This window comes from Marinactinospora rubrisoli (genome assembly GCF_042664915.1).
Taxonomy (GTDB): domain Bacteria; phylum Actinomycetota; class Actinomycetes; order Streptosporangiales; family Streptosporangiaceae; genus Marinitenerispora; species Marinitenerispora rubrisoli.
Genome location: NZ_JBHTBH010000001.1, coordinates 221793 through 234768 on the forward strand (window position 1 = coordinate 221793; position 12976 = coordinate 234768).

12 protein-coding genes are annotated in these 12976 nt (G+C 71.3%); 7 read left to right on the forward strand and 5 right to left on the reverse strand.

Annotation, left to right across the window (positions count from 1 at the left end):
* Positions 1 to 65: 65 nt before the first annotated feature.
* On the reverse strand, positions 66 to 308 hold the full coding sequence (purS, locus tag ACFQRF_RS01025; RefSeq protein WP_379868079.1) for a phosphoribosylformylglycinamidine synthase subunit PurS: 243 nt from the start codon (positions 306 to 308) through the stop codon (positions 66 to 68).
* A gap of 267 nt (positions 309 to 575) precedes the next feature.
* On the opposite strand from purS, the gene ACFQRF_RS01030 reads away from it, so the two are divergent.
* From ACFQRF_RS01030 to ACFQRF_RS01045, 4 genes are all read left to right on the forward strand, one after another.
* Entirely contained in the window at positions 576 to 1175 is a 600-nt protein-coding gene (locus ACFQRF_RS01030; RefSeq protein WP_379868080.1) for a sigma-70 family RNA polymerase sigma factor, read from the forward strand.
* Between the two features lie 456 nt (positions 1176 to 1631).
* Positions 1632 to 2747, forward strand: a complete 1116-nt coding sequence (gene pdhA, locus ACFQRF_RS01035; RefSeq protein ID WP_379868081.1) for a pyruvate dehydrogenase (acetyl-transferring) E1 component subunit alpha — start codon at positions 1632 to 1634, stop codon at positions 2745 to 2747.
* 2 nt (positions 2748 to 2749) lie between these two features.
* The gene (locus ACFQRF_RS01040; RefSeq protein WP_379868082.1) at positions 2750 to 3739 is read left to right on the forward strand and encodes an alpha-ketoacid dehydrogenase subunit beta; all 990 of its coding nucleotides are present in this window, start codon (positions 2750 to 2752) and stop codon (positions 3737 to 3739) included.
* A gap of 23 nt (positions 3740 to 3762) precedes the next feature.
* On the forward strand, positions 3763 to 5154 hold the full coding sequence (locus ACFQRF_RS01045; protein WP_379868083.1) for a dihydrolipoamide acetyltransferase family protein: 1392 nt from the start codon (positions 3763 to 3765) through the stop codon (positions 5152 to 5154).
* Positions 5155 to 5267: 113 nt separating this feature from the next.
* Here the strand turns inward: ACFQRF_RS01045 and ACFQRF_RS01050 are convergent, their stop codons facing one another.
* Positions 5268 to 5642 carry a hypothetical protein gene (locus ACFQRF_RS01050; protein ID WP_379868084.1) on the reverse strand — a complete coding sequence of 125 codons (375 nt, stop codon included), beginning with the start codon at positions 5640 to 5642 and terminating at the stop codon, positions 5268 to 5270.
* 524 nt (positions 5643 to 6166) lie between these two features.
* On the opposite strand from ACFQRF_RS01050, the gene ACFQRF_RS01055 reads away from it, so the two are divergent.
* On the forward strand, positions 6167 to 6811 hold the full coding sequence (locus ACFQRF_RS01055; protein WP_379868085.1) for a GntR family transcriptional regulator: 645 nt from the start codon (positions 6167 to 6169) through the stop codon (positions 6809 to 6811).
* Complete coding sequence (locus ACFQRF_RS01060; protein WP_379868086.1) at positions 6808 to 8208, forward strand: MFS transporter; 1401 nt, start codon at positions 6808 to 6810, stop codon at positions 8206 to 8208. Before ACFQRF_RS01055 ends, ACFQRF_RS01060 begins: the two co-directional genes overlap by 4 nt.
* A 25-nt stretch (positions 8209 to 8233) precedes the next feature.
* On the opposite strand, the gene ACFQRF_RS01065 is transcribed toward ACFQRF_RS01060, so the two are convergent.
* The 3 genes from ACFQRF_RS01065 to ACFQRF_RS01075 form a co-directional block, all read right to left on the reverse strand.
* Entirely contained in the window at positions 8234 to 8446 is a 213-nt protein-coding gene (locus ACFQRF_RS01065) for a DUF6458 family protein (RefSeq protein WP_379868087.1), read from the reverse strand.
* Positions 8447 to 8695: 249 nt separating this feature from the next.
* A complete protein-coding gene (locus tag ACFQRF_RS01070) occupies positions 8696 to 10519 on the reverse strand; it encodes an acyl-CoA dehydrogenase (protein ID WP_379868088.1) in 1824 nt (607 codons plus the stop codon).
* Positions 10520 to 10631: 112 nt separating this feature from the next.
* Positions 10632 to 11117, reverse strand: a complete 486-nt coding sequence (locus ACFQRF_RS01075) for a hypothetical protein (protein ID WP_379868089.1) — start codon at positions 11115 to 11117, stop codon at positions 10632 to 10634.
* Positions 11118 to 11620: 503 nt separating this feature from the next.
* Here ACFQRF_RS01075 and ACFQRF_RS01080 point away from each other — a divergent pair.
* Entirely contained in the window at positions 11621 to 12931 is a 1311-nt protein-coding gene (locus ACFQRF_RS01080; protein ID WP_379868090.1) for a glycosyltransferase, read from the forward strand.
* Positions 12932 to 12976 lie beyond the last annotated feature (45 nt).

Here is a 12976-nt window from a genome sequence, read left to right on the forward strand (position 1 = left end):
GCCCGCACAACACCAGAGCGTTCCCGCGCCGTCGGCGGTGAAACGGCGGCCGTGCGGCGGCGGGGCTACTCGACGCGCAGTTCGAAGTCCTCGATGACGGGGTTCGCCAGCAGGGTCTCGGCGAGCCGGCGGACGTCGGCGAGCTTGGCGTCGTCCACCTCGCCGTCCACCTGCACCTCGAACCGCTTGCCCTGGCGGACCTGGGCGATGCCCTCGAAGCCGAGGCGGCCGCAGGCCCCGACGATGGCCTGCCCCTGGGGGTCCAGGATCTCCGGCTTGAGCATGACGTCCACGACGACGCGGGCCACGGGGTCCTCCACAGATATGCCGCACTTCACTTCTACCGACGGGCGGCTCCACCTACGCTGGTAGGAGAGAGCACGAAGAAGCGTACGGCACCCGTGCAGGGCCGCGAGGCGTGCGCCGAAAGACCCCGCTTATACCCGATCCGACGCCATCAGTGGGCGATTCTCGGGGTCTCGTGATGTTCGTCACTCATGTGTCTGTCAACATGCAAGGGCTCTCCAAGCGTCTACCAAGGTGGTAGCGAACCACGGTCGTCCCTAGGGGGAAACTTGACGACCATCGAACTCGAACGCGGGCCCGCAGCCCCGGACACCGTTGAGGAGCTCGATTTCGAGACGGCGGTCACGCCGTTCGCCGAGCAGCTCTATCCGGTCGCGCTGCGAATGACCCGCAACTCCGCGGACGCCGAGGACCTGGTGCAGGAGACCTTCGCCAAGGCGTTCGCCAACTTCCACCAGTTCCGCGCCGGCACCAACCTGCGTGCCTGGCTGTATCGCATCCTCACCAACACTTTCATCAACGGTTACCGCAAGAAGCAGCGCGAGCCGCGCCAGGAGACCACCGACGAGATCAAGGACTGGCAGCTCGCCGCGGCCGACACGCACGCCTCCAGCGGATCCCGCTCCGCCGAGGCCGAGGTGCTCGACAACCTTCCCGACTCCGCGATCCGGCACGCGCTGGCCCGGCTGCCCGCCGACTTCCGGCTCGTGGTCTACCTGATCGACATCGAGGGCTTCTCCTACAAGGAGGTCGCCACTCGCATGGACACCCCGCTGGGCACCGTGATGTCCCGGCTGCACCGGGCCCGCCGCCAGCTGCGCGGCGAACTCGCCGACTACGCCCGCGAGCGGGGTCTCCAACCGGCCTGACCCGGCCGACGGCGCCCGGGTCGTTCGCCGGGCGACCCTCCGTGACGAAACCACCCGAAACGGTCGCCCGTTCCGCCGTCCACTCGTTGACGTGCCGGGCTGACCAGGCAACACGGTCAACTACTCTCCGTAATCGCACATGACCACCGGTCGCGCGCCGCGCGGCCGGCGCCGCGCCGACCCGGGGCCGCATAGCGGTGGCCCCAGGGGTCGGCTTTTCTTTGTTGGACGACCGTGTTTTTGCTAGGAAGCCCTGGTAGTTGGTGGTTTCGCGGTTCTACGGGATCATGAGGCGGTCAGCGAAAAGGTGTCGTTGGGGCTTGCGTCCTCGGTGGTGACTTCTGTCACGATGACGGTAGGGCCGCCCGCACATGCCCGTTACCCCGGGTGAGCGGGTGGAGAGCCGGCCGACCAGCGGTACCCCGCACATCGGCCCTGAGACCCGAGGAGCGACAGGTGTCCATCACCACCGCGCAAGAGGAACCGGAGCTCGTTCAGCTCCTGACTCCCGACGGGGAGTTCAGAGAGCACCCCGACTACCCGCTCGACCTCACGGCCGAACAGAAGCGCGGTCTCTACCGCGACATGGTGCTCGTCCGCCGCTTCGACTCCGAGGCCGTCGCACTGCAGCGTCACGGCGAGCTGGGGCTGTGGGCCTCCCTGCTCGGCCAGGAGGCGGCCCAGATCGGCTCCGGCCGGGCGCTGGACGCCGACGACATGGCCTTCCCGTCCTACCGCGAGCACGGCGTGGCATGGTGCCGCGAGGTGCCGACCAGGAGCCTGCTGGCGCTCTTCCGCGGCGTCACCAACGGCGGCTGGTCGCCGGACGAGCACGGCTTCCACCTCTACACGATCGTGATCGGCACCCAGGCGCTGCACGCCACCGGGTACGCCATGGGCGTGCAGCGCGACGGCGCGGTGGGCGACGGTGGCAGCGCCGTCATCTGCTACTTCGGCGACGGCGCCACCAGCCAGGGCGACACCAACGAGGCGTTCAACTTCGCCGCCGTCAACAACGCGCCGGTCGTCTTCTTCTGCCAGAACAACCAGTGGGCCATCTCCGAGTCCAACGAGCGCCAGACACGGGTCCCGCTGTACCGCCGCGCCTCCGGCTTCGGGTTCCCCGGGGTGCGCGTCGACGGCAACGACGTGTTCGCCTCGCTCGCGGTCACCCGGTCCGCGCTGCAGCACGCCCGCGAAGGCCAGGGGCCGACGCTCATCGAGGCGTTCACCTACCGGATGGGCGCCCACACCACCACCGACGACCCCACCCGGTACCGGGTGGGGGCCGAACTGGAGGAGTGGAAGCTCAAAGACCCCATCAGCCGGTTGCGCACGCACCTGACCGCCACCGGCGCCGCGGACGAGGACTTCTTCGCCGCCGTGGACGCCGAGGCCGAGCGCCTCGGCGAGCGGGTCCGCCAGGAGTGCCGCTCGCTGCCCGACCCGCAGCCCACGGACATCTTCCACGAGGTCTACGCCGAACCGCACGGCCACATCGAGCGGCAGCGGGCGGAGTTCGCCGACTACCTCGCGTCCTTCGAGGGCGCCGGTGCGGAAGGGGGCCGGTGACCATGGGAGCCGCTGCCACGAAACTCACCATCGGCAAGGCCATCAACGAGGGGCTGCGCCGCGCCATGGAGACGGACCCCAAGGTCCTCATCATGGGCGAGGACGTCGGCCGGCTCGGCGGCGTCTTCCGGGTCACCGACGGCCTGCACAAGGACTTCGGCGGCGACCGGGTCATCGACACCCCGCTGGCCGAGTCCGGCATCGTCGGCACCGCGATCGGTCTCGCGCTGCGCGGTTACCGCCCGGTGTGCGAGATCCAGTTCGACGGATTCTTCTTCCCGGCGGCCAACCAGACCTTCACCCAGCTCGCCAAGATGCACCAGCGCTCCGGCGGCCGCATCCGGCTGCCCGTCGTGCTGCGCATCCCCTACGGCGGGGGCATCGGCGCGGTGGAGCACCACAGCGAGTCCCCGGAGGCGTACTTCGCGCACACCGCGGGCCTGCGCGTCATCACGGTGTCCAACCCGCGGGACGCGTACTGGATGATCCAGCAGGCCGTCCGGTGCGACGACCCGGTGGTCTTCTTCGAGCCGAAGCGCCGCTACCACGAGCGGACCGAGACCGACCTGTCCGGCACGCTCGACTCGGTCACCGGCATGGGCGCCGCTCACGTGGCGCGCCCGGGAACCGACGTCACCCTGCTCGCCTACGGGCCCATGGTGAAGACCGCGCTGCAGGCCGCCGAGGCCGACAGCGAGCGCTCCATCGAGGTGATCGACCTCCGCTCGCTCTCGCCGGTGGACTACGACACCGTCTTCGCGTCCGTACGCCGCACCGGACGGGCCGTGATCGCGCACGAGGCGCCGGTCACTCTCGGCCTCGGGGCCGAGATCGCCGCGCGGATCACCGAGTCCTGCTTCTACCACCTGGAGGCCCCGGTCATCCGGGTCGGCGGGTTCGACACGCCGTATCCGCCCTCCCGGCTGGAGGAGCACTACCTCCCGGACCTCGACCGGGTCCTCGACGGCGTCGACCGCGCCTTCGACTTCTGACGAGAGCCAGGTGACGTGAGGGAATGACCCAGCAAGGCGTGCAGCAGTTCCGGCTGCCCGACGTCGGTGAGGGCCTCGTCGAGGCCGAGATCCTCTCCTGGAACGTCCGGCCCGGCGACGAGATCACCGTCAACCAGATCATCTGCGAGATCGAGACCGTCAAGGCGGTCGTGGAACTGCCCAGCCCGTTCGCGGGCACGGTGCGTGACGTCCTCGTGGACGCCGGCACCACGGTGGAGGTGGGCACTCCGATCATCAGTGTGGACACCGGCGGTGGCGAGCCCGGGCAGCCGGCCGAGGAGGAGCCGCAGGACGAGGCGCGCGAGCCCGTGCTGGTCGGCTACGGCGCGAAGGCCGGCGCCACCCGCCGCCGTCCGCGCCGCCGTCCCGGCGCCCCGCCGAACGGCGCTTCCGCGCCGCGCCCGGGTGCGCCCGAAAGGCCCGCCGCGGTGCCGCCGCCCCAGCCGCCGGTGGCCCCACCGCCGCGGCCCGCGCCCGGCGCCCGGGCCGGCGGACCGCCGGTCCCGGCCAAGCCGCCGGTGCGCAAACTCGCCAAGGAACTGGGCGTGGACCTGCGCAGCGTCACGCCCACCGGGCCCGGCGGGACCGTCACCCGGGAGGACGTGCAGCGGGAGCACAGTGTCGCGGCGGCGGAGCCGTCGGCCGCGGCGGCTCCCGAAGCGGCGCCGACCCGGCCGGCCGCACAGGCGGATCGCGAGGAGCGGGTGCCGATTCGCGGGGTGCGCAAGCACACCGCGGCGGCCATGGTGAACAGCGCCTTCACGGCGCCGCACGTCACCGAGTTCCTCCAGGTCGACGTCACGAAGACCATGAAGGCGGTGCGGCGGCTGCGGGAACGGCCGGAGTTCGCCGGGCTGCGGGTCTCTCCGCTGCTCCTGGTGGCGCGGGCGCTGCTCACCGCGGTCCGCCGCCATCCGGAGCTCAACGCCACGTGGGACGAGGACGCCCAGGAGATCGTGGTGAAGCGCTACGTGAACCTCGGCATCGCGGCGGCCACCGACCGCGGGCTGGTCGTCCCGAACATCAAGGACGCCGACCGCCTGCCGCTGCCCGACCTGGCGCGCGAGCTCCAGGAGCTGGCCGAGACCGCGCGGGCCGGCCGCACCACGCCGGCCGCGATGTCCGGCGGGACCATCACGATCACCAACGTGGGGGTCTTCGGCGTGGACAGCGGGACGCCGATCCTGAACCCGGGCGAGGCGGCGATCCTGGCCGTCGGCCAGATCCGCGACATGCCGTGGGTGCACAAGGGCCGGCTCAAGGTGCGCAAGGTGACCACGCTGGGGCTGTCGTTCGACCACCGCCTGGTCGACGGCGAACTCGGCTCGAAGGCGCTGCGCGACATCGGAACCTGGCTCACCGACCCGGAGGCGACCGCCCTGGCCTGGGGGTAGCGTCCGGCAGTCCGAGGGCCCCGGCGATGGATGTCGCCGGGGCCCTCGTCACGTTGTTCGCGGGCCGGCGGCCGATCCCGGCTCCGGCCGGTACGGTGCGCGCCGAACCGCCCTCAGGCCACCGAGAGGCCGGCGTGATGCCGTCCGCGCTGCGCGACGCGGCGGCGCGGGAAGGGGCGGAGCAGGGCGGCGGCGCCGGCGGGGTCGCAGGCGGGGTGGGTGATGAGGCCGCCGCCCAGGACGTCGCTCCAGATGAACTTTCCGTCGCGGCACCAGACGTTGATGCCGCGGCGCACCGAGATGACGGCGAGGTCGGCGGTGCCGGCCTGGTACATCGGCCGGGACGTCGCGGCGGTGGCGAGTTCGTTCCACAAGGCGGCGATCGCCCGGTCGGCCCGGAAGGCATGCCGGGGTGGGCGCCTCACGCGCGAGGCCTCCGCCAACTTCACCCGGAATGCTCTTGGGTTGTTCAGCCGCGGATGGCTCAAGGACGTCTCCTCATGTGGCTCGGGGGGCGCGGCCGTGCGCGGACGAAAGGCTTCCGTACCGCGGCAGCTGCCGCTACGGCCCGATCGCGGGCCTTATCCTGCGCTGACCCCCGCGGGGGCGGGTGCCAGGGCCGCTGCCAGGGCAGGCGGCGACCTGCGATCTCTCCACCAAGATGAGAGGGGGCGCGAGGCTTTGTTACCTCGCGGTTATGCTTGCGAATCCGGATAGTAGCAGGAATTCCCGCCGGTAGGGCGCTCCGGGGAAATGTTGTGCACGTCACGTGTGGTGGGTAGGCGCGCCTCGGTTCCCCGGGGAGTGTTTTCGCTGTTCACAGCATTATCCACAACCTGTGGACAAGTGGCCGCTCGCGGAGGGTGAGCGGGTCTGCGCGCAGATCCCCCGTCGTGGGGGCTGTTCGCCGCCCGCCGGATGTGGTGTGTCACATCCCTCATGTAGTGACAAGCGGGGGTTCGCCCGCTATTCATCCCATGTGGGGATTATCGGCGGTTAGCATAGATACAACATGCATCCCACGTCTTCCGCCACAGACCGCACCTACCACTTCACCAAGGACGCCATCCTCAGTCGGCGGTACGCCGGCGGCGAACTCATCAGCGAAGGGGACATCGCCGCGGACGTCGGCGTCTCCCGCACCCCGGTCCGCGAGGCGCTGCTCCGGCTGCAGGCCGAGGGGCTCGTCCGGCTGTACCCCAAGCGCGGCGCGCTCGTCGTCCCCGTCTCCCAGCAGGAGGTTGACGACGTCATCGAGACCCGCCGGCTGGTCGAGGGGTTCACAGCCGAGCGCGCGGCGGCGGCACCGGCCGAGCGCCGCCGCGAACTCGTCGCCCGGCTCGACGCGCTGCTGGAGCGCATGGCCGAGCTGGTGCCCACCGACCGCCGCGGTGTCGTCCTCGCCGACCGCGAGTTCCACCGGACGATCGTCTCCGCCGCCGGGAACGAGATCCTGACCGCCCTGTACGAGTCGCTGCGCGACCGGCAGCTGCGCATGATGGAGGAGGGCAGCCGCACCGTGGAGCGCATGCGGCGCAACATCGAGGACCACGGCGTGATCCGCGCGGCCATCGAGTCCGGTGACGGCGAGCGTGCCCGGGCGGCCGTGCACGCCCACATCGACGCCGCCGCCGAGCTGCTGGGAGCCCGCCGATGAGGCTGCCGGCCGGGCGCCGTTCCGCGAACGGCGCCCAGAGAAGAACACCCGCGCGCCGCCGCACGGCCGGCACCGCCGCCTCCCGCGCCGCGGCCGAGCCGGCGGAGGCCGGCGCACCGGCCGCGCCCGTCACCCACCGGCCCGCCGCCGAACCGCCGGGCGGGGCACGCGCGTGGCTGGTGTGGGGCACCGCGGTCGCCGTCTACTTCGCGGCCATGTTCCACCGCAACGGGATGAGCGCCGCGGCCCTCATGGCCCAGGAGCGGTTCGACACCGGCGCCACCCTGCTGTCGATGCTGCCGGTGCTGCAATTGGCCGTCTACGTCGCCTGCCAGATCCCCGGAGGGGTGCTGGCCGACCGGCTCGGACCGCGCGGCTCACTGCTGATCGGGCTGGCGGCCATGGTGGGCGGCACCGCCCTGTTCGCGGTGGCGCCCACGATCCAGGCGGCGATCGCCGGCCGGATCCTCATCGGGTTCGGTGACGCCCTCGTCTTCCTCAACGTGATCCGGCTCGGCGCCCTGTGGTTTCCGCGCCGGGAGTACGCGGTGGTCAGCGCGCTCACCGGTCTGGTCGGCGGGCTGGGGCAGGTGGCCAGCGTCGCGCCGCTCTCGGCGCTGCTGCGCAACCTCGGCTGGACGCCGGCCTTCCTGGCCGCCAGCGGGGTCACCTCGGCGCTGCTGGTCCTCGTCCTGATCCTGGTGCGGGACCGCCCGGCGGGATTCCCGGCCCCCGGGCGTGCCGAGCGCATCTCGGTGCGTGCCAGCCTCGCCGAGGCGTTGCGGGCACGCGGCCCCCGTGTCGGCATGGCGCACCACGCCGCCGCGATGACGTCCTACACCATGCTCGCGGTGCTCTGGGGGTACCCGCTACTGGAGCAGGGGCTCGGGCTCGACCCCGGCACCGCGGGGGCGCTGTTCACCGGGGCGGCGCTCGCCCCCATGGCGCTGGTGCCCTTCCTCGCCCGCCTCACCGGGGCGCGGCCCGGGCTGCGCCGGCCGCTCGCGCTCACGCTGACCTGGACCGTCAGCCTTGGCTGGCTCGCCGTGGTCGCCTGGCCGGGCGGACTCCCGCCGCTGTGGGCCACCGGAACCGTCATCGTGCTGAGCGCGGCCGGCTCGGTGATCGCGCCGTCGCTCTCCTTCGACTACGCGCGCGACGGCATGCCCGCACAGCGCACCGGCGTGGCCGCCGCACTGGTCAACATGTGCGGGTTCGCGACCGTGGTCGTGGCCACGATCGCCGCGGGTGCGCTCCTGGACGCCCAGGACGGGCCCACCGGAGGCGAGGCGTTCCAGGTGGCCTTCACGCCGATGGCGGCCATGCTGCTGGCCGCGACGGCGGTGCTCACCGCGCTGCTGTGGCGCTACCCCCGGGCGGGCACCGGGCGGCCCTGAACGGCGGGCCGCCCGGGGAGCCCGGTCAGGGGCGGTGCCGGTCGCCGGGCAGCCGCTCCTCCGTCTCGCGGCCACTGCGCAGCGTCATGAGGATCAGCGTCAGCACGACGACGGCGATGCCCGCCAGCATGAGGATGACCCCGATGGCCCCGAGATCGATCCCCTGGACATCGGCCGTGATGCCGAACCTGAGCACGGCACCCACCACGACCAGGAATATGCCGAGCCCGATGCCCATCGATTACCTCCATGACACGACGTCGCGATCAGGGTGAAGCCAGCGTGCGGAATGCTCCTAGCTTCTACCCCGTTCCCGTGCGTGCATTACCGGATCTCGACGCCGACTTGACGAACCGGCGCTAGCGGGACGGCCGAAACCGTCCCGCCCGCGCCGGTGGGCCGGTCCGGGCACCGGCGGAGCATCGCTCCTGCTCGGCAGGGTGGGCGGAGAGGGGCGCCCCGGTCGCGGCCGGTGGCCGGAGGCGGATCAGAAGGCGGACTCGGGCAGCTCCATGAGGTCCAGCGTGACCCGCTGTGCCACGACGCGCTCGGCGGACAGCCGCGGCAGCACCTGGTCGGCGAAGAACCGCGCCGCGGCCACCTTGCCGGTGTAGAAGTCGCGGTCCGCCTCACTCGCGCCGTCGAGGCGGTTCAGCGCCACCTCGGCCTGACGCAACAGCAGCCACGCCAGCACCAGGTCCCCCAGCGCCAGCAGCAGCCGCGTGGTGTTGAGGCCGACCTTGTACAGCTCGCGCACCTCCTCGGCCGAGCGCAGCGCGTCGCCGACCATGGCGTCCACGATGGCCTTGACGTCCGCGGCGGCGTCGGCGAGGGCGGCCCGCTCCGACTTCAGCCGGCCGTTGCCGGCGTCGCTGGCCGCGAACGCCTGGATCTCGGCCATCAGCCGGCCGAGCGCCTGCCCGTTGTTCTTCACGATCTTGCGGAAGAACAGGTCCTGCGCCTGGATGGCCGTGGTGCCCTCGTAGAGGGTGTCGATCTTGGCGTCCCGAATGTACTGCTCGATCGGGTAGTCCTGCAGATAGCCGGAGCCGCCGAGGGTCTGCAGGGACTCCGCCAGCAGCGCGTAGGAGCGCTCCGAGCCGAAACCCTTGACCAGCGGCAGCAGCAGGTCGTTCAGCGCCGCCGGATCCGAGGCGTCCTCGCCCGCGTGCTCGGCGATGCGCACCGCGTCCTGCTGGGTGGCCGTGTAGATGACGAGCGCCCGCAGCCCCTCGGCGTAGGCCTTCTGCGTCATCAGGCTGCGCCGGACGTCGGGGTGGTGCGTGATGGTGACCCGGGGGGCGGTCTTGTCCGTCTGGCGGGTGAGGTCGGCGCCCTGCACGCGCTCCTTGGCGTAGGCGAGGGCGTTGAGGTAGCCGGTGGACAGGGTGGCGATGGCCTTGGTGCCGACCATCATCCGCGCGTACTCGATGACGAGGAACATCTGCCGGATGCCGTCGTGCCGGTCGCCGACCAGGTAGCCGACGGCCGGGTGCTTCGCCCCGAACGTGAGCTCGCAGGTGGTGGACGCCTTCAGGCCCATCTTGTGCTCGACGTTGGTCACGTAGACGCCGTTGCGCTCGCCCGGCGACCCGTCCTCGTTGACCAGGAACTTGGGGACGAGGAACAGCGAGAGCCCCTTCGTGCCCGGGCCGGCCCCCTCGGGGCGGGCCAGCACCAGGTGGAAGATGTTCTCGGTCATGTCCTGCTCGGCCGCGGTGATGAACCGCTTGACGCCCTCGATGTGCCAGGTGCCGTCCTCCTGCTGGACGGCTCTGGTGCGCCCGGCTCCGACGTCGGATCCGGCATCGGGCTCGGTGAGCACCATGGTGCCGCCCCAGCCGCGCTCGATCGCCTGCTCGGCGAACCAGCGCTGCCACGCGTTGCCCTCGTGCCAGAGGATGTTGGCGAACCCCGGCCCGCCGGCGTACATGTGCACGGCGGGGTTGGAGCCGAGGATGAGTTCGGAGGCGGCCCAGACCAGGGAGCGCGGCGCGCCGACGCCGCCGAGTTCGCGGGGCAGGTCCAGCTGGTACCAGCCGGCGTCCATGTACGCGTGGTAGGAGCGCTTCAGGCTCTCGGGAATCGTGACCGTGTTCGTCTGCGGGTCGAAGACGGGCGGGTTACGGTCGGCGTCCTCGAACGACTCGGCGAGGACGCCGGTGGCGAGCCGCTCGACCTCTTCGAGAATGGTGCGGGCCGTGTCCTCGTCCAGCTCCTCGAACGGGCCGGTACCCAGCACGTCCTGGCGCTTGAAGACTTCAAACAGATTGAATTCGAGGTCACGGAGGTTGCTCTTGTAGTGCGTCATGGCGCGCTCCGCTGTGTCCTGGCCGCAGTGTGTGCACACGCGATCTACTGGCTGGTAACAAATTCAGGTTACTACCCAGTAGGGGCAAGCGCCAGTGCGATGTGCGGTGTGCTCAGGTGCCGATCGCCATCACCCGCGCGATGGCGTCCAGCAGCGCGCCCACCTCGGGCAGCGGCCCCTCGCCCAGCTCGAACCGGCGCCCGTCACGGGTCCAGCGGGCCAGCCGGGTGCGCCGCACGGTACGCGGTCCCCGGACGGCGCTGTCGGCCTCCAGCAGGAAGAACTCCGGGTCGGACGGACCGAGGAACGGATCCGAGGTGCGGGTCCCGCAGACCAGGTAGGCCTCGCCCGTGCGCAGCGGCTGCGGTAGCACCACCACGCCCGCCTCCATCGAACCCCGCTCGGCGTACAGGGCGGACAGCCCGGTCGGCGGCAGCCGGTCCGCCTCGGGAAGGCTCGCCCCGGCCCGCAGCCATGCGCCGCGCAGCCCGTCGGCGAGTTGGCCGTCCCGCGCGAGCGTGATGAAACGGTGGTCCAGGTGGAAGGTGATCGCCCGCAGGACCACGTGGGTGAACTCGTCGTGATGCCGACGGGGCACGTCCTCAATTCGGCCCAGCCCCCGCCCGACCCGCATTCGTCCGCCTCCCCATGCCGCCGCACGCACCGTCGAGTGAGATTGTCACAGAATCGCGACCCGTCAGAATGGGCGGCGGCGCGCACTCCATCCGTAACGTGACCTTTTCGTGCCCGACGCCGCGCGGCCACCGGTGCGTCACCCCCGCCGAAGGCGGTGGGAACACCGCCCCCGGCACCGCCCCCGGCACCGGCCGGCCGCGTCGCCGCCGAGGCCACGACGGCGGCCGGGCGCGGAGACGGCGCGAGCCGCGCCGGGAACGGGAGGTTCGTTGATCGCCGCGATTGATTGTACGAAAGTCCTGAATTGCCAGAGAAATCGATAGCAGGTCGAACGTGGCCGCAAAGGACAACAAAACGGGTCCCTTTGCGTTTCGTGACGGTCCGTCCGGGGTCGATCTAATGATCCGGAAGCAACTTGTATCGTTTCGTCGGAAAGAGCGGACGACTGCGGGCGGAGGCGGGTCCATGGGCGAGCGGAGACTGACGGTGCTCTTCCTCCCGGAGAGCGCCTACGGTCCCACGAGCAACTGCGTGGGCATCGGTGACGTGCTGCGCGACCGTGGGCACCGGGTCGTGTTCGCCTCCGAGCGCGCGTGGGCCGGACGGCTCGCCGGCCACGGCTTCGAAGAGATCCTCATCGACATCGAGTCGACGCCGGGCGACGACCGCGACGGGAAGTCCCAGCTCTTCTGGCAGGACTACGTCGACACCCTCACGCCGGAGTTCCGCCGGAGCACCTACCAGCAGCTCGAAACGGTGATCGCCCGGATGTGGGCGACGCTGATCGACGGCGTCAAGCGGGCCGAACCCCAGCTCCGGCGGGCCATCGCGGAACTGCGTCCGGACGTCGTCGTCGAGGACAACGTGGTGCTCTTCCCCGCGTTGGCCACCGCCGGCGTGCCCTTCGTCCGGATCGCGTCCTGCAACCCCCTGGAGGTGCCGGGGACCGACGTCCCGCCCATCTTCTCGGGCTACCCGTCCAACGACCGCAGCCAGTGGGGCAGATTCCGGGCCGAGTTCGAGCGCACGCACCGCCGCCTGTGGGAGGACTTCAACGCGTGGGTGCAGCGCCAGGGCGCCGACCCGCTGCCCGACCTGCGGTTCATGCCCGAGGCGGACGTCAACCTCTACCTCTATCCCGAGGTCGCCGACTACGTGGACCGGCGGGAGATGAACCCCAACTGGATCCGGCTGGAGTCGTCGGTCCGCCGCACCGACGAGCCGTTCGAGCTGCCGGAGAAGATCGCGCAGGGCGAGGGGTCGCTGATCTACTTCAGCCTCGGCACCCTGGGGTCCGGGGACGTCCGGCTCATGCAGCGCCTGATCGACATGCTGGAACACACCGTCCACCGGTACATCGTCGCGCTCGGCCCCCGGCACGCGGAGCTGCGGCTGCCCCCGAACGTGTGGGGCGCGGAGTTCGTCCCGCAGACCAGCATCCTGCCGATCGTGGACCTCGTGATCACGCACGGCGGCAACAACACCGTCACGGAGGCGTTCCACTTCGGCAAGCCGATGGTCGTGCTCCCGCTGTTCTGGGACCAGTACGACAACGCCCAGCGCGTGCAGGAGCTGGGCTTCGGCGCGCGGCTCGACCCGCACCGGGTCACCTTCCGCGAGCTGCACGAGGCCGTCGAGCGGCTGCTCGGCAACGCCTGGATGCGGCAGCGGCTCCGGGAGATCGGGGCGGAGATCCGCGCACAGGACGGACTCCGCCGCGCCGCGGACGAGATCGAGCGCGCCGGTGTCACGCACGCGGCGCGGACCACGGTGTGATCCGGCGCGGCGGGCCGGGCGGGGGCGATCACCGCCCCGGCACCG